The sequence below is a fragment of the Tenacibaculum sp. M341 genome, from assembly GCF_004337695.1.
Taxonomy (GTDB): Bacteria; Bacteroidota; Bacteroidia; order Flavobacteriales; family Flavobacteriaceae; genus Polaribacter.
The window spans coordinates 86,555-108,785 of sequence record NZ_SJXJ01000008.1; the positions used below are offsets into that span (position 1 = coordinate 86,555).

General features: G+C 31.6%; 21 protein-coding genes. 11 read left to right on the plus strand and 10 right to left on the minus strand.

The window, feature by feature from the left end; translation table 11 throughout:
• The first annotated feature begins 28 nt into the window (after positions 1 to 28).
• A complete protein-coding gene (locus EYW44_RS10555) occupies positions 29 to 1,003 on the plus strand; it encodes a hypothetical protein (RefSeq protein ID WP_132723638.1) in 975 nt (324 codons plus the stop codon).
• A gap of 68 nt (positions 1,004 to 1,071) precedes the next feature.
• On the opposite strand, the gene groL is transcribed toward EYW44_RS10555, so the two are convergent.
• The 9 genes from groL to miaB all read right to left on the minus strand — a co-directional run bounded on the left by groL (position 1,072) and on the right by miaB (position 8,118).
• On the minus strand, positions 1,072 to 2,706 hold the full coding sequence (gene groL / locus EYW44_RS10560; RefSeq protein ID WP_132723639.1) for a chaperonin GroEL: 1,635 nt from the start codon (positions 2,704 to 2,706) through the stop codon (positions 1,072 to 1,074).
• A 45-nt stretch (positions 2,707 to 2,751) separates the two neighbouring features.
• Positions 2,752 to 3,102 carry a four helix bundle protein gene (locus EYW44_RS10565; protein WP_132723640.1) on the minus strand — a complete coding sequence of 117 codons (351 nt, stop codon included), beginning with the start codon at positions 3,100 to 3,102 and terminating at the stop codon, positions 2,752 to 2,754.
• A 28-nt stretch (positions 3,103 to 3,130) separates the two neighbouring features.
• Positions 3,131 to 3,406, minus strand: a complete 276-nt coding sequence (locus EYW44_RS10570) for a co-chaperone GroES (protein ID WP_132723641.1) — start codon at positions 3,404 to 3,406, stop codon at positions 3,131 to 3,133.
• Positions 3,407 to 3,575: 169 nt separating this feature from the next.
• Entirely contained in the window at positions 3,576 to 3,917 is a 342-nt protein-coding gene (gene secG / locus EYW44_RS10575; protein ID WP_132723642.1) for a preprotein translocase subunit SecG, read from the minus strand.
• A 4-nt stretch (positions 3,918 to 3,921) separates the two neighbouring features.
• A complete protein-coding gene (locus EYW44_RS10580) occupies positions 3,922 to 4,659 on the minus strand; it encodes a hypothetical protein (RefSeq protein WP_132723643.1) in 738 nt (245 codons plus the stop codon).
• Positions 4,653 to 5,171 (minus strand): LptE family protein, encoded by a 519-nt coding sequence (locus EYW44_RS10585; RefSeq protein ID WP_132723644.1) that lies wholly within the window; start codon positions 5,169 to 5,171, stop codon positions 4,653 to 4,655. The genes EYW44_RS10580 and EYW44_RS10585 overlap by 7 nt, the downstream gene beginning before the upstream one ends.
• Positions 5,172 to 5,207: 36 nt before the next feature.
• Positions 5,208 to 6,452 (minus strand): sigma 54-interacting transcriptional regulator, encoded by a 1,245-nt coding sequence (locus EYW44_RS10590; RefSeq protein ID WP_132723645.1) that lies wholly within the window; start codon positions 6,450 to 6,452, stop codon positions 5,208 to 5,210.
• On the minus strand, positions 6,453 to 6,641 hold the full coding sequence (locus tag EYW44_RS10595) for a hypothetical protein (RefSeq protein WP_132723646.1): 189 nt from the start codon (positions 6,639 to 6,641) through the stop codon (positions 6,453 to 6,455).
• A 22-nt stretch (positions 6,642 to 6,663) separates the two neighbouring features.
• Complete coding sequence (gene miaB, locus EYW44_RS10600) at positions 6,664 to 8,118, minus strand: tRNA (N6-isopentenyl adenosine(37)-C2)-methylthiotransferase MiaB (RefSeq protein ID WP_132723647.1); 1,455 nt, start codon at positions 8,116 to 8,118, stop codon at positions 6,664 to 6,666.
• 317 nt (positions 8,119 to 8,435) lie between these two features.
• Here miaB and topA point away from each other — a divergent pair, with 317 nt between their 5' ends.
• The 7 genes from topA to EYW44_RS10635 all read left to right on the plus strand — a co-directional run bounded on the left by topA (position 8,436) and on the right by EYW44_RS10635 (position 17,902).
• Positions 8,436 to 10,922, plus strand: a complete 2,487-nt coding sequence (gene topA / locus EYW44_RS10605) for a type I DNA topoisomerase (RefSeq protein ID WP_132723648.1) — start codon at positions 8,436 to 8,438, stop codon at positions 10,920 to 10,922.
• A 38-nt stretch (positions 10,923 to 10,960) separates the two neighbouring features.
• Positions 10,961 to 12,121 (plus strand): formimidoylglutamase, encoded by a 1,161-nt coding sequence (locus EYW44_RS10610; protein WP_132723649.1) that lies wholly within the window; start codon positions 10,961 to 10,963, stop codon positions 12,119 to 12,121.
• Between the two features lie 91 nt (positions 12,122 to 12,212).
• A complete protein-coding gene (gene gldK, locus EYW44_RS10615) occupies positions 12,213 to 13,589 on the plus strand; it encodes a type IX secretion system lipoprotein PorK/GldK (RefSeq protein WP_132723650.1) in 1,377 nt (458 codons plus the stop codon).
• A gap of 44 nt (positions 13,590 to 13,633) precedes the next feature.
• Complete coding sequence (gene gldL / locus EYW44_RS10620) at positions 13,634 to 14,281, plus strand: T9SS inner membrane protein PorL/GldL (RefSeq protein ID WP_132723651.1); 648 nt, start codon at positions 13,634 to 13,636, stop codon at positions 14,279 to 14,281.
• A 33-nt stretch (positions 14,282 to 14,314) separates the two neighbouring features.
• Positions 14,315 to 15,847, plus strand: a complete 1,533-nt coding sequence (gene gldM / locus EYW44_RS10625) for a type IX secretion system protein PorM/GldM (RefSeq protein WP_132723652.1) — start codon at positions 14,315 to 14,317, stop codon at positions 15,845 to 15,847.
• Positions 15,848 to 15,867: 20 nt separating this feature from the next.
• The gene (gene gldN / locus EYW44_RS10630) at positions 15,868 to 16,743 is read left to right on the plus strand and encodes a type IX secretion system protein PorN/GldN (protein ID WP_132723653.1); all 876 of its coding nucleotides are present in this window, start codon (positions 15,868 to 15,870) and stop codon (positions 16,741 to 16,743) included.
• A gap of 115 nt (positions 16,744 to 16,858) precedes the next feature.
• On the plus strand, positions 16,859 to 17,902 hold the full coding sequence (locus EYW44_RS10635; RefSeq protein ID WP_132723654.1) for an NAD(P)/FAD-dependent oxidoreductase: 1,044 nt from the start codon (positions 16,859 to 16,861) through the stop codon (positions 17,900 to 17,902).
• 5 nt (positions 17,903 to 17,907) lie between these two features.
• Here EYW44_RS10635 and EYW44_RS10640 read toward each other — a convergent pair whose 3' ends face one another.
• Positions 17,908 to 18,291, minus strand: coding sequence for a DUF983 domain-containing protein (locus EYW44_RS10640; protein ID WP_132723655.1), 384 nt, complete (start codon positions 18,289 to 18,291; stop codon positions 17,908 to 17,910).
• A 135-nt stretch (positions 18,292 to 18,426) separates the two neighbouring features.
• Between EYW44_RS10640 and EYW44_RS10645 the strand changes: the two genes are divergently transcribed.
• Genes EYW44_RS10645 through EYW44_RS10655 form a run of 3 tightly spaced genes read left to right on the plus strand, consistent with a single transcriptional unit; the run spans position 18,427 to position 22,204 of the window.
• Positions 18,427 to 20,346, plus strand: coding sequence for an ABC-F family ATP-binding cassette domain-containing protein (locus EYW44_RS10645; RefSeq protein ID WP_132723656.1), 1,920 nt, complete (start codon positions 18,427 to 18,429; stop codon positions 20,344 to 20,346).
• Between the two features lie 43 nt (positions 20,347 to 20,389).
• A complete protein-coding gene (locus EYW44_RS10650; protein WP_243643641.1) occupies positions 20,390 to 21,328 on the plus strand; it encodes a 1-aminocyclopropane-1-carboxylate deaminase/D-cysteine desulfhydrase in 939 nt (312 codons plus the stop codon).
• A complete protein-coding gene (locus tag EYW44_RS10655; RefSeq protein ID WP_132723657.1) occupies positions 21,329 to 22,204 on the plus strand; it encodes a glucosaminidase domain-containing protein in 876 nt (291 codons plus the stop codon).
• The last annotated feature ends 27 nt before the right edge of the window (positions 22,205 to 22,231 follow it).

Genomic DNA, 22,231 nt, shown 5'->3' on the forward strand with positions numbered 1-22,231 from the left:
GATAAATAAAACCATTACCCATAAAATTATGAAGAAAAGTATTTTTTTAAGATTGAAACCTTTATTATTTCTAGTAGCATTGAATTTGATTTCATGTAGTAAAGATGATCAACAAGAAGGAGTAAAAGATGAAGAAGGAGTAACCGTAGATGTAGAAAGAACAAAAGGTTTAGTTGAAATTAATGCATTGGTTGTGTATGAATTTAAAAATAATGAATATGTGAAAACCAAGCTATATAAAGTTTCTGATGAACAAAATGGATTGCAAAATGATAATGTTAAACAAAAGAAGATTTTAGATTTAGTTGATAAAATAATTCCACAGAATTATAAAAGCTTTATAAACGAGATTGTGCTTTTTGATGTAGAAGACTTAGGAGGCTATGTACATCCGTTAAAAGGAGATTTTTCAAGTCTTCAATTAGGTTTGTCATTGACTGCACTTGAGGACGAAACGATAGATATTGAAGAAGTAATTGTTCATGAATTAGGACATGTGTTAACTTTTAACAGTACTCAGTTTAAAGAAGGATTAGCAGATTGTGAAACTTTTAAGGTAGATATTCCGGGAGCAGAATTAATTACTGAAGTAGGAGTAAAGGCGTGTGCTAATAATGCTTCTTATGTTAATGATTTTGAACAAAAATTTTGGAAAGTAATTAGAGGTGAATTAGAAAGATTAAATGAATTAGATGAAAATGATGATCCAAGTTATTTTCAGGAAAAATTTGAATTTGATGAAAGACACCGAGATCGTTTTGTTTCAGATTATGCAGCTACTAGTTTTATAGAAGATATAGCAGAGGTATTCAATTATTTTGTTAGAGGAGATAAACCGACAACAAATAGTAAAATTAAAGATCAAAAGATATTATATATGTATGAAAATGATGAGTTAAACTCAGTGAGAGATTTTATAAGAAGTAATATCACTTTTAATATTTCTGCCAGAAAAGTAAATAAAAAGAATAAACAATTTAAATACTGTTTAGGAAAGCATTAACGAAGTTAAAAGCCATAAAAAAAGCAATCTCGTATGAGATTGCTTTTGATTTTATATTCAGTTCCGATTTACATCATTCCTGGCATTCCACCACCCATTGGAGGCATTCCACCAGTAGGAGCATCTTCTTTAATATCTACTAAAGCACATTCAGTAGTTAAAATCATACCAGATACAGAAGCTGCGTTCTCTAAAGCAACACGAGTTACTTTCTTAGGATCAATAATCCCTGCTTCTAACATATCTACATATGTCTCAGATTTAGCATCGTATCCAAAGTCTTTTTCACCTTCTAATACTTTGTTAATTACAACAGAACCTTCACCACCAGCATTCTCAACAATAGTTCTTAATGGAGATTCAATAGCTTTGTTTACTATTTGTATACCTGTAGTTTCGTCTAAGTTGTCAGAAGTTAATGTTTCTAATACTTTTTTAGCACGAACTAAAGCAACACCACCACCAGCAACAATACCTTCTTCTACAGCAGCACGAGTAGCATGTAAAGCATCATCAACACGGTCTTTCTTTTCTTTCATCTCTACTTCAGAAGCAGCACCAACATATAATACAGCAACACCACCAGCTAACTTAGCTAAACGCTCTTGTAACTTTTCACGATCGTAATCAGAAGTAGTAGTTTCAATTTGTGCTTTAATTTGGTTTACACGAGCTTTAATTTGCTCTTCATTTCCAGCACCATTAACAACTGTAGTATTATCTTTATCAATAGTAACAGTTTCTGCAGTACCTAATAAATCTAAAGTAGCATTTTCTAAAGAGAAACCTCTTTCTTCAGAAATTACAGTACCACCAGTTAAAATTGCGATGTCTTCTAACATTGCTTTTCTTCTGTCACCAAATCCAGGTGCTTTAACAGCAGCAATCTTTAAACCACCTCTTAATTTATTTACAACTAAAGTAGCTAATGCTTGTCCGTCAACATCTTCTGCAATAATTAATAATGGACGACCTGATTGAGCAACTGGCTCTAAAATTGGTAAAATTTCTTGTAAGTTAGAAATCTTTTTATCAAATAATAAGATGTAAGGATTCTCTAACTCAGCAATCATTTTATCAGCGTTCGTTACAAAGTAAGGAGATAAATATCCTCTGTCAAATTGCATACCTTCAACAACATCAACATACGTATCAGTTCCTTTAGCTTCTTCAACAGTAATCACACCTTCTTTACCTACTTTTCCGAAAGCAGTAGCAATTAAATCACCAATAACAGAATCGTTGTTAGCAGAAATAGAAGCAACTTGTTGAATTTTTTCAGAAGAATCACCAACTTCTTTAGCTTGTTTAGCTAAATCATCAGTAATAGCAGCAACAGCTTTATCAATACCACGCTTTAAATCCATTGGATTTGCACCAGCTGCTACGTTTTTTAATCCTTCTTTTACAATAGCTTGTGCTAATACCGTTGCAGTAGTAGTACCATCACCAGCTAAATCATTGGTCTTAGAAGCAACTTCTTTTACCATTTGTGCTCCCATATTTTCAAGAGCATCTTCTAATTCTACTTCTTTTGCTACAGAAACTCCATCTTTAGTTACATGAGGAGCTCCAAAAGATTTTGAAATAATTACATTACGACCTTTTGGTCCTAAAGTAACTTTTACAGCATTAGCTAATGCATCTACACCACGTTTTAATCCGTCACGTGCTTCAATATCAAATTTTATATCTTTTGCCATTTTTTAATACTTTATGCTTTAGGTTTTATGCCTTAAGCAAGTTTTTTAATTTAGTTTTTGTTTAAGAGAATATATTTTTCTTTTAATTAAGTTGATGTTTTTATCAAGTTTTTCAAATTGTTGTTCAGTAATGAACTTTAAGTCTTTTGATAAAATCAATAAATATTCAACTTCAGATGCTGAGCCTTGTGCTATTGTTAAAAATCTTCCAAATTCAGCTTGGCTATCTCTACCACAACCTTCAGCAATATTGGTTGGAATAGATAATGAAGCTCTTCTTATTTGAGAAGTTATTCCATAAGTTTCAAAAGATGGATAATTATTTGTCAACTCATAAATATCTAATGTAAGTTGATGACTAATTTTCCATATTTCGTAGTTCTTGAAATTTCTCATAGCATAAGACTTATAGCATAAAGCGCTATTAGATAATAGCTAATATATCTGACTCTCTCATCATTAAATAATCGTTACCTTCGAATTTTAATTCTGTACCAGAATATTTTCCATACAATACAGTATCTCCAACTTTTACTGTTAATGGTTCGTCTTTTTTACCATTTCCTATGGCAACAACAGTACCTTTTTGAGGTTTTTCTTTTGCGTTATCAGGAATGATAATTCCAGATGCGGTTGTAGTTTCAGCTGCAGCTGGTTCTACAAGAACTCTATCTGCTAAAGGTTTAATGTTTAATCCCATTTTATATTAAAAATTATTGATTAATTCTATTATTTTTCTTCGTGAATTGAAATGACAGAAATTATGCCATTACATAAAAACTGACAATTTTACTTAGCTTCATTTATATGTATAAAAAAAATGCCATCGTGTCAAAACCGATGGCATTTGTTTTTGTATGATATGTATCTTATTTTACAGTGTCTTTTGTAGCGCTGTCAGCTTCAGCAGGAGTAGTAGTTTCAGGAGTTGTAACTTCTACACCATCTAAAGTGTTGTCTAATTCAGGAGCACTTTCTCTTCCACCTCTTTCGATAGCAAAATTTGATAATAAAATCAAAGCAAACATTGCAATAGCTAATGTCCATGTAGTTCTATCTAAGAAGTTATTTGTGTTTTGTACACCACCAATATTCATTCCTCCGCCACCGAACGTAGAAGATAATCCTCCTCCTTTTGGGTTTTGTACCATTACAATTAATATTAGTGCAATTGCAACTATGATGATTAAGATTAAAATTGGTAAATACATATATTTAAAGTTTTTGTAAAATTCGTATCTTTTTTATTTGGTCTGCAAAGAAACCACTTTTTTCTGGATATTTCAAACTTAATATTTCATATGCTTTAACAGCATTGTCATATTTTTTTTGTTCTAAGTATATTTTAGCCAATGTTTCTGTCATTGGTAAGATATCTTGCTCTGCTTGTTTCGGTTTAGATTTTACAGGAGCATGTTTATCTATTCTCGATATTTTCGGGTTGTTTGTGATAAAACGATCAATAATATTGTCTTGTAAAGATTTAGAGTCGTCTTTTGGTTTTTCTTCAACAGTAGGTGCATCTTCTACTTCTTTTTCAGGCGGTGTGTCACCTGATAACTGTAACCATTGATTAAAAGAAAAGGTTTCATTTCTGGTAAAAGAAAGCGGTTTTCCTATTTCCAAATCACTTTCTACCTGTTCTTTTACATTTAAAGATTCTTTTGCAACTGAAGTCTCTTTTTTACTTCCTGTAGGCTCAGAGATTTTAGTATTAAAAATTTCCGAAGTAATGAAATCAAATAAAACAGTTCTGTCTGTGGTGTAAGCAGCCGCTTTTTTTAATTCATTATTATATTTGAAACTTTCATCGTTTTTTAATGCTTTTAAATACAATGCTCTTGCAGACTGAAAATAAGGATATTGATTTACTATATCGTTAAGGTTATTAGCGATTTTTCCTTCTATTTTTTCAGGATGGTTAAGTATTTCTACAAATGATTCTTTTACCATTTTGCTACAGATGCATTAAAGATATCTTGATGAATACGTGTTAAAATTTCTTCTAAAGCTGTTTCTAAAACACTTCCAGAAAGTTGTGCAGAAGCATCAAAATCAGAATAAAAAGAGAATCGTTGTTCAAAATCGTCTTTTTCGTTTAGTTTATTTGTAAAACGAACATTTACTGTAATTGTTAATCTGTTTTGAGCAGCTGCTTGCGTTCCCTGGCTAGCAGTAGCACTCATCGGACTAATTCTGTAACCTGTAATTTCTCCCTCAAAATGTAAATCACCACCATTTCTAACCAAGGTTAAATTTGTTTGACGTGTAAACAAATCCTGAAAATCTTGAGTGAATTTCTGACTTAAAGTAGGTTCTACTAAAGGAGCTTGATTAGGGAAAAAATCTATTTGAATAGTTTTTGCATCTCCAGTGTTTCCTCCAGTAAAAGAATATACACCACATGCACTTAGTAAAATTAAGCTACAAAAGATTAGTATAGATTGATATATTTTTTGCTTCATTTTTAATTGTTTTGATTGAGAACGAGATAGAAAGTATTACAAATCGTATTGCTTAATTTTTCGGTATAAAGTTCTTTCAGATATACCAAGCTCTTTGGCTGCTAGTTTACGTTTTCCTTTGTTTCTATCTAATGATTTTCTAATCATTTCTACTTCTTTTTCTTGTAAAGATAAACTTTCGTGTTCTTCAATTGTCTCAATAAAATCATAATTGTTTTGAGAAGAAGTTTCAGGTATTTGTACTACTTCCACATCATGAGAAACATTAGAGTTAACAGGGGTAATCTCTTCTTTATTGTCGTAAATACGTTGAATGATATTTCTGTTTTCTTCTTGAACCTCTTTATTGTTCCCATTTTGCATTAAATCAAGAGTCAACTTTTTCAAGTCATTGATGTCATTACGCATATCAAATAATATCTTATACATAATGTCTCGTTCACTAGCAAAATCACTAGAAGAAGATTTATCTTCTACTAAAACAGGCAAGTTTCCAGTAGTATTTGGTAAATATTGAATCAAAATTTCAGGAGAGATAATTCTATCTTCTTCCATTATAGAAATTTGTTCAGCAATATTTTTTAATTGTCTAATATTTCCAGGGAATGTATAATTTTGTAAAACTCTACTAGCGTTTTCATCTAAACGAATGACAGGAATTCGGTTTTTTTGAGCAAAATCAGAAGCAAACTTTCTAAACAATAAATTAATATCATTTCCTCTTTCCCTTAAAGGAGGTAAAGAAATTTCAATAGTACTTAAACGATAATATAAGTCTTCTCTAAACTTACCTTTTCTAATTGCTTCATGCATTTTTACATTTGTAGCAGCTACAATTCGAACGTTCGTTTTTTGTACTTGAGAAGAACCTACCTTTATAAATTCACCATTCTCTAAAACACGTAATAATCTTACTTGAGTAGTAAGTGGTAACTCTCCAACTTCATCTAAAAAAATGGTACCGCCATCAGCCACTTCAAAATATCCTTTTCTAGTGGTAGTTGCACCTGTAAAAGCACCTTTCTCATGTCCAAAAAGTTCACTGTCAATAGTTCCTTCAGGAATCGCTCCACAGTTTACAGCAATATACTTAGCATGTTTTCTATGTGAAAGTTGGTGTATAATTTTAGGAATACTTTCTTTACCAACTCCACTTTCTCCAGTAGCAAGTACAGAAATATCAGTAGGTGCTACTCGAACAGCTTTTTCAATAGCTCTGTTCAATTGTACATCGTTACCAATAATACCGAAGCGTTGTTTTATTCCGTGTGAGTTTTCCATTTAAAAATTATACTTTTCTTTACAGTGATGCTCTTTCTTTTTTACGGTTGTACCGTCTGCTTTTATTTCAAGGATTTCTTTTTCTTCACATTCTTTATGGTCATTACTTTTTATAATGAATAAGACTATAAAAATCGTAAACACGATTAATGAAGAAATAAAAAAAATATTTTTCTTTTGGTTATTCATTTTATAGTAATAGGAGTTTTAATTAATTATTATCTGAATACCCTACAGCAGTTCCTTTTAATGTAGTAGTTGTACAATCTTCAATTTTTACATTTACAAATTCTCCCATTTTATAATTTTCTTTAGGGAAAACAACTACTGTGTTCTGAGTGTTACGTCCTTTCCATTCGTTTTCATTCTTTTTAGAAGTTCCTTCAATTAAAACTTCTTGAACTTGACCAACATGTTCTTTAGCTCTGTATAAACTATGTTTTTGTTGTAAGTTGATGATTTCTTGTAAGCGACGTTTTTTTACTGCTAAAGGAATATCGTCTTCCATCTTTTTAGCAGCTAAAGTTCCTGGTCTTTCAGAATAAGCAAACATAAACCCGAAGCTATATTTTACTCTTTCCATTAAGTCAAGAGTGTCTTTGTGGTCTTCTTCTGTTTCTCCACAGAATCCAGCAATCATATCTTGACTTAAGTTCATTTCAGGAACTATCTTATAAATATTCTCTACCAATTCTAAATACTCTTCTCTAGTATGTAAACGATTCATTGCTTTTAACATACTATTACTTCCACTTTGAATAGGTAGGTGAATGTATTTACAAATATTTTTATGCTTAGCCATCACATGAATTACATCTAAAGTCATGTCTTGTGGATTAGAAGTAGAAAAACGAAAACGCATTTTCGGGAACTCATTAGCACACATATCTAAAAGTTGCGCAAAATTTACAGCGGTAGCTTTCGCCATTTCAGATGCTTTTTTGAAATCTTTTTTCAATCCGCCACCATACCATAAATAAGAATCAACATTTTGTCCTAATAAAGTAATTTCTTTAAAATTCTTTTCATGCATCGAACGAATTTCAGCAATAATACTTTGTGGATCTCTACTACGCTCTCTACCACGAGTAAACGGAACAACACAGAAAGTACACATATTATCACAACCACGAGTAATAGAAACAAACGCAGAAACCCCATTAGAGTTTAAACGGACAGGAGAAACATCAGCATAGGTTTCTTCTTTAGAAAGAATCACATTTACAGCATCTCGTCCAGCTTCAACTTCTTCAACTAAATTAGGTAAATCTCTGTAGGCATCTGGCCCTACAACTAAGTCAACAATTTTTTCTTCTTCTAAAAACTTAGCTTTTAAACGTTCTGCCATACAACCTAATACACCAACCTTCATTTTAGGATTGTGTTTTTTAGCGTGGTTGTATTTTTGTAAACGATTACGTACCGTTTGTTCAGCTTTTTCTCTAATAGAACAAGTATTTACTAGTACTAAATCAGCTTCTTCAATATTACCAGTGGTATTGAAACCTTCTTCAGCTAAAATAGCTGCAACAATTTCACTATCATTCATGTTCATTTGGCAACCGTAGCTTTCTATAAAAAGCTTTTTTGTATTGCCATCCTTCTGTTCTGTTAATAAAGGTTTCCCCTGTATTTTCTCGTTGATTACTTTTTCAGTCGGTTTCATATTCTAATAAATCGTTCTAAGTAGGCGGCAAAGATACAACCAAAATATATGTTTTGTGACAAATTGTCATAAAAAATAAAATCATTTAACAAACAACTAGCTGTTTTGTGTTAGGGAAATAGGATGTTGATCTTATAGATTTGTAAGAAAAAGTATAAAAAGGATGTAATTTGAAAGTTTTTTTTGAAAAAAAAAGGTAAATTTTCATTTAAATTAGCGTTAATTCTTTCAAAAGGATTTCAAATAAAAAAAAACTATATACTTTTGCACTTTAAAAAATGTTGTACTTTTCAGCATTAAAAAGAAAAAAATAATACATGGCAAAAAATTTAGTAATTGTTGAGTCACCCGCGAAGGCTAAGACTATTGAAAAGTTTTTAGGTAAAGATTTTCAAGTAGAATCTAGTTTCGGACATATTGCTGATTTACCCTCTAAGGAGTTAGGAGTTGATGTTGAAGGAGACTTTAGTCCCAAGTACATTGTATCGTCAGATAAAAAATCTGTTGTTAAAAAATTAAAGGATTTAGCAAAGAAAGCAGAAATTGTTTGGCTAGCATCCGATGAGGATCGTGAGGGAGAAGCAATTGCTTGGCACTTGGCAGAGCAATTAAAATTAAAAAAAGACAATACTAAAAGGATTGTATTTAACTCTATTACAAAGAATGCAATTTTAAAAGCCATAGAAAATCCAAGAACAATTAACTATAACTTAGTAGATGCGCAACAAGCACGAAGAGTTTTAGATAGAATTGTAGGTTACGAATTATCTCCTGTATTATGGAGAAAAGTAAAAGCAGGTTTATCTGCGGGTAGAGTCCAATCTGTAGCTGTTAGATTAATTGTTGAGCGTGAAAGAAGTATTGAAGAGTTTACACCTAAAGCTTCCTACAGAGTAGATGCTGAGTTTATAAATGCTGATGGAAAAAAGGTAAAAGCTAAATTATCTAAAAACTTTAGTACTAAAGAAGAGGCCGAAGCATTTTTAAAGTCATGTGTAAATGCAGTCTTTAATGTTGCAGATTTACAAACAAAACCTGCAAAAAAATCTCCAGCTGCTCCTTTTACAACTTCTACATTGCAACAGGAAGCTTCAAGAAAGCTTGGATTTCCAGTAGCAAAAACGATGTTAATGGCACAACGTTTATATGAAGCCGGATTAATAACATACATGAGAACAGATAGTGTGCATTTATCTCCTGAAGCAATGGATGCAGCTGCTCAAGAAATTGAAAGTTCTTATGGTAAAGAATACAGTAAGCCGAGAAAATTTTCAACAAAATCAAAAGGAGCTCAAGAAGCACACGAGGCTATTCGTCCAACGAATTTAGATAGGCACGATGTTTCGGTTGATTTTGATCAAGATAGATTGTATAGCTTAATTTGGAAAAGAACAATTGCTTCTCAAATGAGTGAGGCGCAGTTGGAGAGAACCAATGTTAAAATAGCTAATAATAAAAATGATAAGGAGTTTACTGCAAATGGAGAGGTAATTACTTTTGAAGGATTTTTAAAAGTCTATTTAGAAGGTACTGATAATGAAGATGAAGAGCAAGCAGGAATGTTACCTAAAATGAATGTAGGTGAGGAGTTAAGTAATGAATATATTACTACTACAGAAAGATATACAAGGCCACCAGCAAGATATACTGAAGCTTCTTTGGTAAAACATTTAGAAGAATTAGGTATTGGAAGACCATCTACATATGCTCCGACTATTTCTACAGTGCAAAGAAGGGGGTATGTTGAAAAGGGAACTGCTGAAGGAGTTGAAAGAAACTATGTTCAGATTCTTTTAAAACAAAATGAAATATCTGAAAAAGTATTAATAGAGAAGGTAGGAGCTGACAAAGGGAAGTTAATGCCAACAGATATTGGTAATATTGTAAATGATTTTCTTGTAGAGAATTTTAAAGGTATTCTTGATTACGGTTTTACAGCAAAAGTTGAGTCTGATTTTGATGAAATTGCTGAAGGGAAAGAAAATTGGATTTCTATGATTAAAGATTTCTATAAAGATTTTCATCCGAATGTAAAAGATGTAGCTGAAAATGCAGAAAGAGCTAGTGGACAACGTTTGTTAGGTATAGACCCAGACTCTGGAAAGAATGTGTATGTAAGATTAGGAAGATTTGGAGCAATGATTCAAATTGGTGAAGCTACAGATGAAGAGAAACCTAAATTCGCAAGTCTTCAAGGAGATCAAACAATGAGTTCGATTACTTATGAAGAAGCAATGGACTTGTTTAAGTTGCCTAAAACATTAGGTGAGTACGAAGCAAAAGAAGTTGTAGTGGCAAACGGACGCTTTGGACCTTACATTAAATTTGATGGTAAATATGTTTCTTTAGATAAAGCTGAAAATCCAATGTCTGTAGATATGGATAGAGCTATAGAATTAATTGAGGCTAAAAGAAAAGCAGATGCGCCTATTGGAGAGTATGAAGGAATGCCAATTCAAAAAGGTGTAGGGCGTTTTGGACCATTTATTAAATGGAACTCAATTTTTATCAATGTAAATAAGAAATATGACTTCGATAATCTTACGCAAGCAGATTTAGAGGAATTGATTGAAGATAAGAAGAAAAAAGAACGAGAAAAATTAATCCATAACTGGGAAGATGAAGGTATTAGAGTTGAAAAAGCAAGATGGGGTAGATTTAATGTAATTAAAGGAAAAACTAAGATTGAGTTGCCTAAAACAACTGAAATCGAAAAGTTTACTAAGGAAGATGCTATTAAGTTAATTGATTCGCAGAAAAAAACTACGAAAAAATCAACTAGAAAGACTTCAAAAAAGAAATAAATTTTTATATTGCCAACCATTCACTAATCCCCAAATTAATGAATATCGATTTTTTGTCTCCAGTAAATGAAAAGGTTTTTGCAAGCATAGAGCCGCAATCACCATCAACACTTGGAAAAAATATTGAAATTTACACTGCTCAAAACGGGTTTCCCGATTTGGATGGAGTTTCTTTGGCGATTATTGGAGTTAAAGAAGGTAGGGCTGCCATAGATAACGAGGGCTGTGGTAACGATCTGTCTAAAATAAGAACAAATTTTTATAAATTATTTCCTGGAAAATGGGAGCTTAAAATAGCTGACATAGGAAATATAGAACCAGGTAATACAATAAGTGATACTTATTTTGCAGTTTCACAAGTTGTATCATCTTTAGTGAAAAAAAATATTGTAGTTCTTATAATAGGAGGAAGCCAAGATATTACATATGCGAATTACAGGGCTTACGATTCTTTAGAACAAACAATAAATTTAGCTGTTGTAGACAGCCATTTTGATTTAGGTACAATTGAAGATGAACTTAATTCAAAATCATATTTGAGTAAAATTATTATGGATACACCAAATAATTTATTCAATTTTAGTAATATTGGCTATCAAACATATTATAATTCTCAAGAGGAAATAGATTTATTACAAAAATTATATTTCGATGCGTTTAGATTAGGTGAAGTGAGAAGAATGGAGTTGATAGAGCCAATTTTAAGAGATGCAGATATAGTAAGTATAGATATAGGAAGTGTTAAACAGTCAGATGCACCTGCAAATTATAATGCAAACCCGAATGGGTTTTATGGAGAACAATTATGTTCTATAGCAAGATATGCAGGAATAAGTGACAAAGTTACCTCTTTTGGTGTCTATGAATATAACGATGTGTTAGATGTTAACAATCAAACTTCTAAATTAATAGCACAAAGTATGTGGTATTTTATAGAAGGAGTTAATTATAGAGCAAAAGATTATCCATATTCAAGTAAAGAGAGTTACCAGAAGTTTAGCGTAGTTCTTGAAGACGATGACCCAATAAACTTTTATAAAAGTGATAAAAGTGGACGCTGGTGGATGGAGATAAATTTAATTACGGATAATAAATATAAAAGACATGCGTTAATACCATGTGCACATCAAGATTATATAAAGGCGATTGAGCAAAAAATACCTGAAAGGTGGTATAAAGCTCTTCAGAAACTTATATAAAAAAAAGTTATATTTGCAACCCTGATATAAAAATGTTGAATAAAAATATATTTTTAACGAAAAAAGTTACGAACTCTTTAATAAAAAAAGTATGAAGAAAGCAGCACTATTTGCCCTACTATTAGTATTCATGTATAGTTGTGGATCTAGTAACGAAAGAGGTGAACTAGTTGGAGTGAAGTCCAAAAGGAAATGGTTTGCCGAAAAACCTTATGGTATGGTTTCGATCAAAGGAGGTTCGTTTACTATGGGTAAACAAGATGAAGACCCTTTAGGAGCAATGAATGCCCCAACTAGAACAGTGACGGTTCAACCTTTTTACATGGATGAGACTGAAATAACAAATAGTGAGTATAAGCAATTTGTTTATTGGGTAAGAGATTCTATAGTAAGAACAAAATTAGCTTATCAAGCTGAGTTTGCTTCAGGTGATGAAGAGCCAGATCCTGCAGGTAAAAACAAAGCAGAAGGAATTCAATTATATGCGTTTGCATCTAAAGATACTGTAAATGAGTCTCCATATCAGAAGTATATGAGAGAAAACTATTATGAAATAGGTGAAGGTATCGATTCTATCAAGCCTTTAAACTGGGAAGAAGAGTTATTTTGGAATAGAGAAGACTACCCAGATACTGATTATGTAGAAGTAATGGATTCTTTATACATTAAAAAAGATGAAGCTTTAAACGGAATTAGATCTTTTAATACAAAGTTATTAGAATACAGGTATTTCTGGTTTGATAATGAAGAAGCTGCTAGGACAGGTAAAAACAGAAAAGACTTCTTAAAGGATGAAGTATTAAATGTATACCCTGATACTACAGTTTGGATTAAAGATTTTAACTATTCATACAATGATCCAATGCACCAAGAATATTTTGCACACAAAGCATTTGAAGGTTATCCAGTAGTAGGGGTAAGCTGGAATCAAGCAAGAGCATTCTGTCATTGGAGAACAAAGAATAAGAACTCTTATCAAAGAAAAAAGAAAAACTTAGGTCTAGTACCTGCATTTAGATTACCTACCGAGGCAGAATGGGAATATGCCGCTAGAGGAGGTTTAGATTATGCAAAATATCCTTGGGGAGGTCCTAGTACAACTAGTGATAGAGGTTGCTTCTTAGCAAACTTTAAACCGGTGCGTGGAGATTATGCAGCTGATGGTGCCTTATATACTGTTGAGGCGGTTTCTTACAATCCTAACGGATTTGGACTTTATAATATGGCAGGAAATGTGTCTGAATGGACAAATACTGCATACAACCAAATGTCTTATTATATGGGATCAACTATGAACCCAAATGTTGAAAACAGAGAAAATCGCAGAAAGATTGTTCGTGGTGGATCTTGGAAAGATGTAGCTTACTTCTTAGAAGTTGGTTCTCGTGACTGGGAGTACGCCGATACAGCAAGAAGTTATATCGGTTTTAGAACCGTACAAGACTATCTTGGTACTAAAAAACAGTAAATAATTAATACAGTAAATATCCCTAATTAAAAAATTCAAAAATTATGGCACAATCAAAATCAACAAAGAGAATGTTCAACATGGCTTACGGTTTCGGAGCTGCAATTGTAATCGCTGGAGCATTATTTAAAATTATGCACTTCCCAGGAGCTAACATTATGCTTATCGTAGGTATGTCTGTTGAAGCATTAGTATTTGCATTATCTGCTTTTGAACCAGTTGAAGACGAATTAGATTGGACAAAAGTATATCCTGAATTAGCGGATGGATCAGCTTCAGGAAGAGGTAAGAAGAAAGAAAAAGTAGCTACTCCAGAAGAAGCACAATCTTTATTATCTCAAAAATTAGATAATATTTTAAAAGACGCAAAGTTAGACGCTAGTTTAGTATCTCGTTTAGGAGATAGCATTAAGAGTTTCCAAGGAGCAGTAGAGCCTTTAGCTTCAGCTTCTCAATCTATTTCCGCTACAAATACTTATAACGAGCAAATGTCTAAAGCAGCTTCTCAAATGGCTTCTTTAAATAGCTTATACCAAACACAAGTAGAGAATGCTTCTAAACAAGCTGAGTTAAATACTGCAATGGTAGAAAACTCTCAACGTTTACAAGATCAAATGCAATCATTAGCAACTAACTTATCTTCTTTAAACGGAGTATACGGAGGAATGCTTTCTGCAATGAGTTCAAAATAATTTAATATTAACTAAGCAAACGTATTTTAAATTATGGCAGGTGGTAAACAATCTCCAAGGCAGAAGATGATTAACCTTATGTATCTTGTATTCTTAGCAATGATGGCTATGAATATGGGTAAAGAGGTATTATCAGCTTTTGGTTTAATGAATGAAAAATTAACAGATGCTAACAGAAGAGCAACTGAAACAAATGCAGCAGCTTATGCTAACTTAGCAACAAAAGCAGCTGAACAAGCTAAACAATATGGTGAAGCTAAAGAAAAGACTGATGTCTTAAAAGCTAGAGCCAATGAATTGTATGTGTATTTAGATGATTTGAAATCTAAAATGACAGCAGACGTAGAAGATAAAAAAGACTACGAGTTAATGGATAAGTCTAGCTATTTAGATTCTTATTTCTTTGAAAGTGGAACTATTAGTCCAAATGGTAAAGAATTTGTTTCTAAAGTAGATGAGTTTAGAAAAGCAGCTTTAGAAGTTTTAGGTGAAACAGATTTAGGAACAGTAGTAGAATCTCGTTTTGATACTAATCCAGTTAAAAATAGAGAAGGTTTACAGTTAAACTGGTTAAACTACAACTATGAAGGTTTCCCTTTAATTGCTTCTTTAACAAAATTAACTCAAATTCAGGCTGATATTAAAGCTACGGAATCTGATGCATTATCTAAATTACTACAAGGAGAGTTAGAAAGTGCTGTGTCTATGACTAACTATGATGCAATGGTAGTTTTCGATAAGAACGCTTACTATCCAGGAGAGAAATTATCTGGTAGAATTGTATTAGGTAAGAATGATCCAAATTTAACAGCTGAAAAGGTTGTAATTAATGGTAAGGATTGGCCAGAAGATAAAATTAAAGCAGGTCAGGTAATATTAGATGGTCCTGCAGGAAGTGTTGGAGATAGAGATATTAAAGGTAGTTTCTTTTTCAAAGAGAATGATTCTTTAGTTGAGATTCCTATTAAAGGAGGTTATTCTGTAATTCCAAGACCAAATGAAGCGGTAATCTCAGCTGATAAAATGAATGCTGTATATCGTGGATTATCAAATCCAATGACAATTTCTATGCCAGGTGTACCTTCAAACAAGGTTTCAGCGTCAGCTCCTGGTTTAAGAAAGAAGAGTGGTGACAGTTATGTTATGACTCCAGGTAAAGGAAGTGAAGTTACCATTAGAGTAACAGGAGTATTACCAGGAGGTAATAAAGTAAGTTCAAATAAGAAATTTAGAATTAAAGACATTCCACCAGCTGTAGGTGCTGTTAGAGGTCAGTATGGTACTGTATCTATGCCAAAAGGTAGTGTTGGAAATGTTACTGTAGGTGCATTGTTACCAGATTTCTTATTCGATTTAAAATTAAAAGTATCAAGCTTTAAAATAAAAGTACCTGGTCAACCAGCAGTACCTGTAACTGGAACAAGAATGAGTTCTAGAGCTAAGAAAGCAATTTCTAAAGCAAGAAGAGGTGAGGTGATCAATATTTTTGACATTAAAGCTACAGTATCAGGTTCAGGAGCACCAGTTAAAAAGGTGGTTGGAGTTGGTATAAAAGTTTCAAACTAATAATTAAAAATAAAGATAGTATGAATTGGAAGCGTTTTAACATGGTTATTATAGCATTAACTTCTACAATAGTAGTTGGCGCTCAGGCTAATCTATTAAATGCTAAAAAAGTAGTGGAGATTGGTGTAAAAAGTCAAGCAGAAATCGACTCTGATGCTGATAAACCGCTACCTTATGGTTATATAAGTGATAGAGATGTTTTATGGTCTAAAGTGGTATGGGAGTTTGTAGATTTGAACCAAAAAATTAATTTACCTTACTATTATCCAGTTGATACTACAAGTACATCTAATAGTAGACGATCTTTATTTGATACCTTAATGGGAGGTATTAGAAAGGGTAAGATTAAAGAAGTATATTCAGATTCTTATTTCACAACAAGGATTGGAACAAAAGAAATAGATGAAAAAACCTACAGTGTTAGAGAAGTAGATGGAGGTGAAGAAAACGGAGGTTATTCTGATGAATATTTCATCCAGTCTGAAGATATCAAAGGATATTTAATCAAAGGAATTTGGTATTTTGACAAACGTCAAGGAGAATTAAAGTACAGAATGTTAGCTTTAGCTCCAATGGGACCTGATGTACAAGTATTAGGTGTTGATGAAATCGAAGATGATGAAATTTATGAGTTATTTTGGGTGTTTTTCCCAGACGCACGTGAAGTTTTACATGCTTCAAAAGTATTCAATCCTAAGAATTCTGCACACCCTATTTCGTATGATAACTTGTTAAATGCTCGTAGATTTAACTCTACAGTAATTAAAGAAGAGAACTTGTACGGTGATAGAGAGATTAAAGACTATATTAGAGGTAATTCTTTATTCCAATTATTAGAAGCTGATAGAATTAAAGAAGGTGTTCGTGATAGAGAAATGGACATGTGGAATTATTAAGATTCTATTCTAAATAAAATTAAAAGCGTTCTGAATTTTCAGAGCGCTTTTTTTATATCTTAAAAGAATATTAGTTTTTATAATATTTAAAAATCTATCTTTCTATTTTTGTGTTATGGAATTAGATTACATAGTTGTAGGTTTAGGATTGGCTGGTTTAGCATTTGTAGAACAATTAATTCAGCATAATAAAAAGTTTATTGTGTTTGAAAATGATTCTCAAAACTCATCAAGTGTAGCTAGTGGTACTTATAATCCTGTTATATTAAAACGTTTTACACCTGTGTGGAATGGACATGAACAGCTTCAGTTAGCACTTCCTTTTTATGATAAAGTATCAGAAAAATTACAAAAAGAGTTTGATACTAGATTTATTACAAAAAAAGTTTTTACATCTGTAGGAGACGAAAATAATTGGTTTATTGCCTTAGATAAGCCTATGTTGTCACATTATATGAAACCAGAAATATCTAAAGATAAAATCCCTGGCATTATAGGAGATTTTGGGTTTGGTGAATTACAAGGAACAGGTAGAATTGATACAAAAGATTTAATCAATACATACAGAAATTACTTGTTAAATCAAGAGTTATTAAAGAAAGAGGCGTTTGATTACAGTCAAGTTCAGTTAAATGAAGAAAAAGTAATTTATAAAAATATAAGTACGTCCAAAGTTGTTTTTTGTGAAGGCTATGGATTAAAAGAAAATCCTTTTTTTAATAATCTTCCATTAAATGGTACCAAAGGAGAGATTATAACAATACATGCACCAGAGTTAAAGATTGATTTTTTATTAAAATCATCTGTTTTTATGTTACCAATAGGAAATGATTACTACAAAGTAGGAGCTACGTTTAATTGGACAGACAAAACTTTAGATCCGACAGAAGAAGGTAAACAAGAACTAGTTGATAAACTACAAAAAACAATAGATGTTCCATATACAATTGTTGATCAAACAGCAGGAATTAGACCTACGGTAAAAGATAGGAGACCTTTGGTAGGTGTGCATTCAGAATTTGATCAATTAGTTGTTTTAAACGGCTTAGGAACCCGTGGTGTTATGATTGCCCCAACTGTTGCTCAAAACTTATTTAATCATCTTGAAAAAGGTGAAAAACTAGATAAAGAAATTGATATTAAACGTTTTTCAGAATAAATATATTATTTCTTCTTTTTACTCTTGTCGTAACTCACAAAAATATTAATCCAAATTATTCTAGATAAACGTAATGTAAAAGGAGTTAATAATAGTGAGACTACTACAATTGAAATAAAGCTTTGTAAAATTGTAAGACCGATAAAAACTTTACAAATAATAAAAATAGCTACAAATAAAGCTACAGCTAAAGCATAGTTTACATACATGGCACCAAAAAAGAATGAAGGCTCCATCATATACTTTAAATCACAATGAGAACAATTTTCATGTAACGTAGTTACTTTTTTAGGATTAAAAGAAGCTTTGTGTTTAAAAAAATCACCTTCTTGACATCTTGGACATTTATTATTAAAAATACTGTAGAGTTTTGTGCCTTTACGTAACATATATTCTAGAAATTATATGACCCTTATAGGTTCAGTTTTGTAAGTTTGTACAAATTTCAGAAAAATTACCTATTTAACATCTTTTTTACTGTTAAAGTGCGCGTATTTTTTCTACTTGATAATATAAAAACGCTTATGTTAAACGTACACGATTTAACTGTTTCCTTTATGGGAACAGATTTGTTTTCAGGAATCACTTTCAAATTAAATAAAGGAGATAGAATAGGCTTGATTGGAAAAAATGGAGCAGGAAAATCTACACTTCTAAAAGTTTTATCTAAAGATATTGAAAGTAGTGGAGGAACGATGGCGTTTGATAAAGATGTAAAAATTGGTTTTTTACGCCAGGATATTGATTTTGTTCAAGGAAGAACAATTTTAGAAGAAGCTTATCAAGCATTTGAAGAAATTAAAGAAATAGAAGCAAAGCTTGCTGAAATAAATGAGCAATTAGCAGAAAGAACTGATTATGAAAGTGAAAGTTACAATCAGTTAATCATTGATTTAAATGAGTTTACTGAGCGTTACGAACTTTTAGGAGGATATAACTATCAAGGTGATACAGAAAAAATACTACAAGGTTTAGGGTTTCAGAGAGAAGATTTTGATAAGTTAACCGATACTTTTTCTGGAGGATGGAGAATGCGTATTGAGTTAGCAAAGCTATTACTTCAGAATAATGATATATTATTACTGGATGAGCCTACCAACCACTTAGATATTGAATCAATTATTTGGTTAGAAAATTTTTTAAAGAATTATGCAGGTGCAATTGTTCTGGTTTCACATGATAAAATGTTTTTAGATAATGTAACCAATAGAACCATTGAAATCTCTCTTGGGCAGATTTATGATTATAAGAAGCCTTATTCACAGTTTTTAGAATTAAGAGCTGAAATTAAAGAGAAACAATTACAGGCTCAGAAGAATCAAGAAAAAGAGATTCAACATACACAAAAACTAATTGAAAAATTTAGGGCTAAGGCAAACAAAGCTTCTATGGCTCAATCGTTGATAAAAAAGTTAGATAAAGTTGAACGTATTGAGGTAGATCAAGATGATAATGCAGTAATGAATGTTCGTTTTGAAATTTCAAAAGAGCCTGGGAAAATTGTAGTTGAAGCAGAGAATTTAGCAAAGAATTATGGAAGCAAGCAAGTATTACAAAATGTTGATTTATTAATTGAGCGTAACAGTAAAATTGCATTTGTAGGACAGAATGGTCAAGGAAAATCTACTTTGGCTAAAATGATGGTTGGAGAGATTCCGTTTGAAGGTCATTTAAAGTTAGGTCATAATGTTGAAGTAGGATATTTTGCGCAAAATCAATCAGAACATTTACCACCTGAGAAGACAGTATTGGAAATTATGGAAGATGCTGCTACTGATACCAACAGATTAAAGGTGAGAGATATGTTAGGAGCTTTCTTATTTGGAGGTGAAGCTGTTGATAAAAAAGCAAAAGTATTGTCGGGAGGAGAACGAAATAGATTGGCTTTATGTAAGCTGTTATTATCGCCATTTAATGTGTTGATAATGGATGAGCCTACTAACCATTTAGATATTGCATCAAAAAATGTATTAAAACAAGCGTTGCAAAACTTTAATGGGACATTAATAATTGTATCTCACGACCGTGATTTTTTACAAGGATTAACTAAAACTGTTTATGGTTTTAAAGATAAAGAGATTAAAGAATATTTAGGAGATATTGATTATTTCTTAGAACAGCATAAAATTGAGAGTTTAAGAGAAGCAGAAAAAAGAACTGTTGTAAAAGATGCCAAAGATACAAGCAAGAAGGAAGCATATAAGTTATCTAAAGAGCAAGAAAAAGAATTAAAAAAGCTAAAGAATAAATCTTCTAGAATAGAGAATAAAATATCTGATGTTGAAGCGGAAATAGAAGCTATTGATTTAAGATTGGCTCAGAATTATGAAGAAGTTTCTGCTGAACCTAACTTTTTTGAAAATTATAAAGCAAAAAAAGCAGCATTGGAACAGTTAATGATGGATTGGGAAGAAGTAGAGGAGAAAATCTCTAACTTTCAATAAAAAGTAAACAAGAGCGTTTTTTACTAGGTAAATTTATAAAAGAGTGTTTAATCAATCCATCGAAACTCAAAATGAACAAGTTCAACTTCCTTTCTTAAAAGAGAAGAATATCGAGTTATGGATAAAAAGAGAAGATACTATTCATGAATTTGTATCTGGAAATAAATTTAGAAAATTAAGATATAACATTCTTGAAGCTCAAAAACAAGGCAAAACTACTTTGTTAACTTTTGGTGGAGCTTATTCTAATCATATTGTAGCAACTGCTGTAGCTGGAAATTTAGCAGGTTTTAAAACTATAGGAATTGTTAGAGGTGAAGAATTAGCATTAAAACTAGATACGGTTTTAACAGAGAATAAAACACTTAAAGAAGCTCATAAAAATGGTATGCATTTTGAGTTTATTTCAAGAGATTTATATTCAAAAAAACATACAGAAGAGTTTATAAAGAGTCTTAGAGAAAAGTATGGAGATTTCTATTTAATTCCTGAAGGAGGAACTAATCCATTAGCTATTAAAGGTTGTGAAGAAGTACTATCGGAAAAAGATGAAAAATTCAATTATATTTGTGTGGCTGTCGGTACAGGAGGTACTATAGCTGGAATTATAAATTCTATTACAAATAAAGCAACCAAAGTGTTAGGATTTCCCGCTTTGAAAGGTGATTTTTTACAGGAACCAATAGAAGAATTGGTGAATCAAAAAACAAATTGGAAGTTGGTTACTGATTATCATTTTGGAGGATATGCAAAAGTAAATTCTGAATTAATTACTTTTATCAATGAATTTAAAGCACACAACAATATTCAATTAGATCCTATTTATACAGGAAAAATGATTTTTGGAGTGTTAGATTTGATAAAGAAAAATGAAATTAAGGAAGGAGCTAAGATTTTAGCAATTCATACAGGAGGTTTACAAGGTATAGAAGGAATTAATACAAAATTAAAAAACAAAAGTTTAGCGTTAATAAAGGTATAAATGAAGTTGAGAATATTTATTTTATTGAGCATAGTTTTAATACTATCTAGTTGTGGTTCTAAACGTCAAATAGTTACCAAAACACCACCTAAGCCAATTGTGGTAAAAGAACCTAAACATAAAAATGTTGAAATTCCGGAGGTAAAGCAAACCAAAAAGAAAAAAACTTTTACCAAAAAATCATATGCTGAAACAACAGTTGATTATGTAGAAAAATTTGCACCAATTGCTGTTAGAGAAATGCATAAATATAAAATACCAGCAAGTATAACTTTAGCACAAGGAATTCTTGAATCAGGAAGTGGAAGAAGTGATTTAGCAATTAGATCTAACAATCACTTTGGAATAAAGTGCCATAGAGGGTGGAAAGGAAAAAGTGTCACACACGATGATGATAAAAAAGGAGAATGTTTTAGAAAGTACAAGCATCCTGAAAGTTCATATAAAGACCATTCTGTTTTCTTAACAACTAGAAAAAGATATGCTGGTTTATTTAGATTAAGAACGACTGATTATAAAGGTTGGGCTTACGGATTAAAAAGAGCTGGTTATGCTACCGATAGAAAATATCCGAATAAATTAATTGCGTTAATTAAAAAGTTTGATCTAGCTAAGTACGACAGAGAAAAGAAAATGCCTGTAGTTAAATCCTATGAAAGTTCTAAAACAGTAGCAAGTAGTGAAGTTAAAAGAGAAAGGCCTGTTGCATCAAATACTTCAGACGATACTCAAACAAGATTCTTTTATAAAGTAGTGAAAGGTGACACGTTGTATTCTATTTCAAAAAAGTTTAAAATTAATTTAAGTGAATTGAAAAGAATGAATAAACTTAAGAATAATACCATTAGCATTGGTCAGGAATTAATTTTAAAATAAAAAAGAGTAGCAAGTGCTACTCTTATA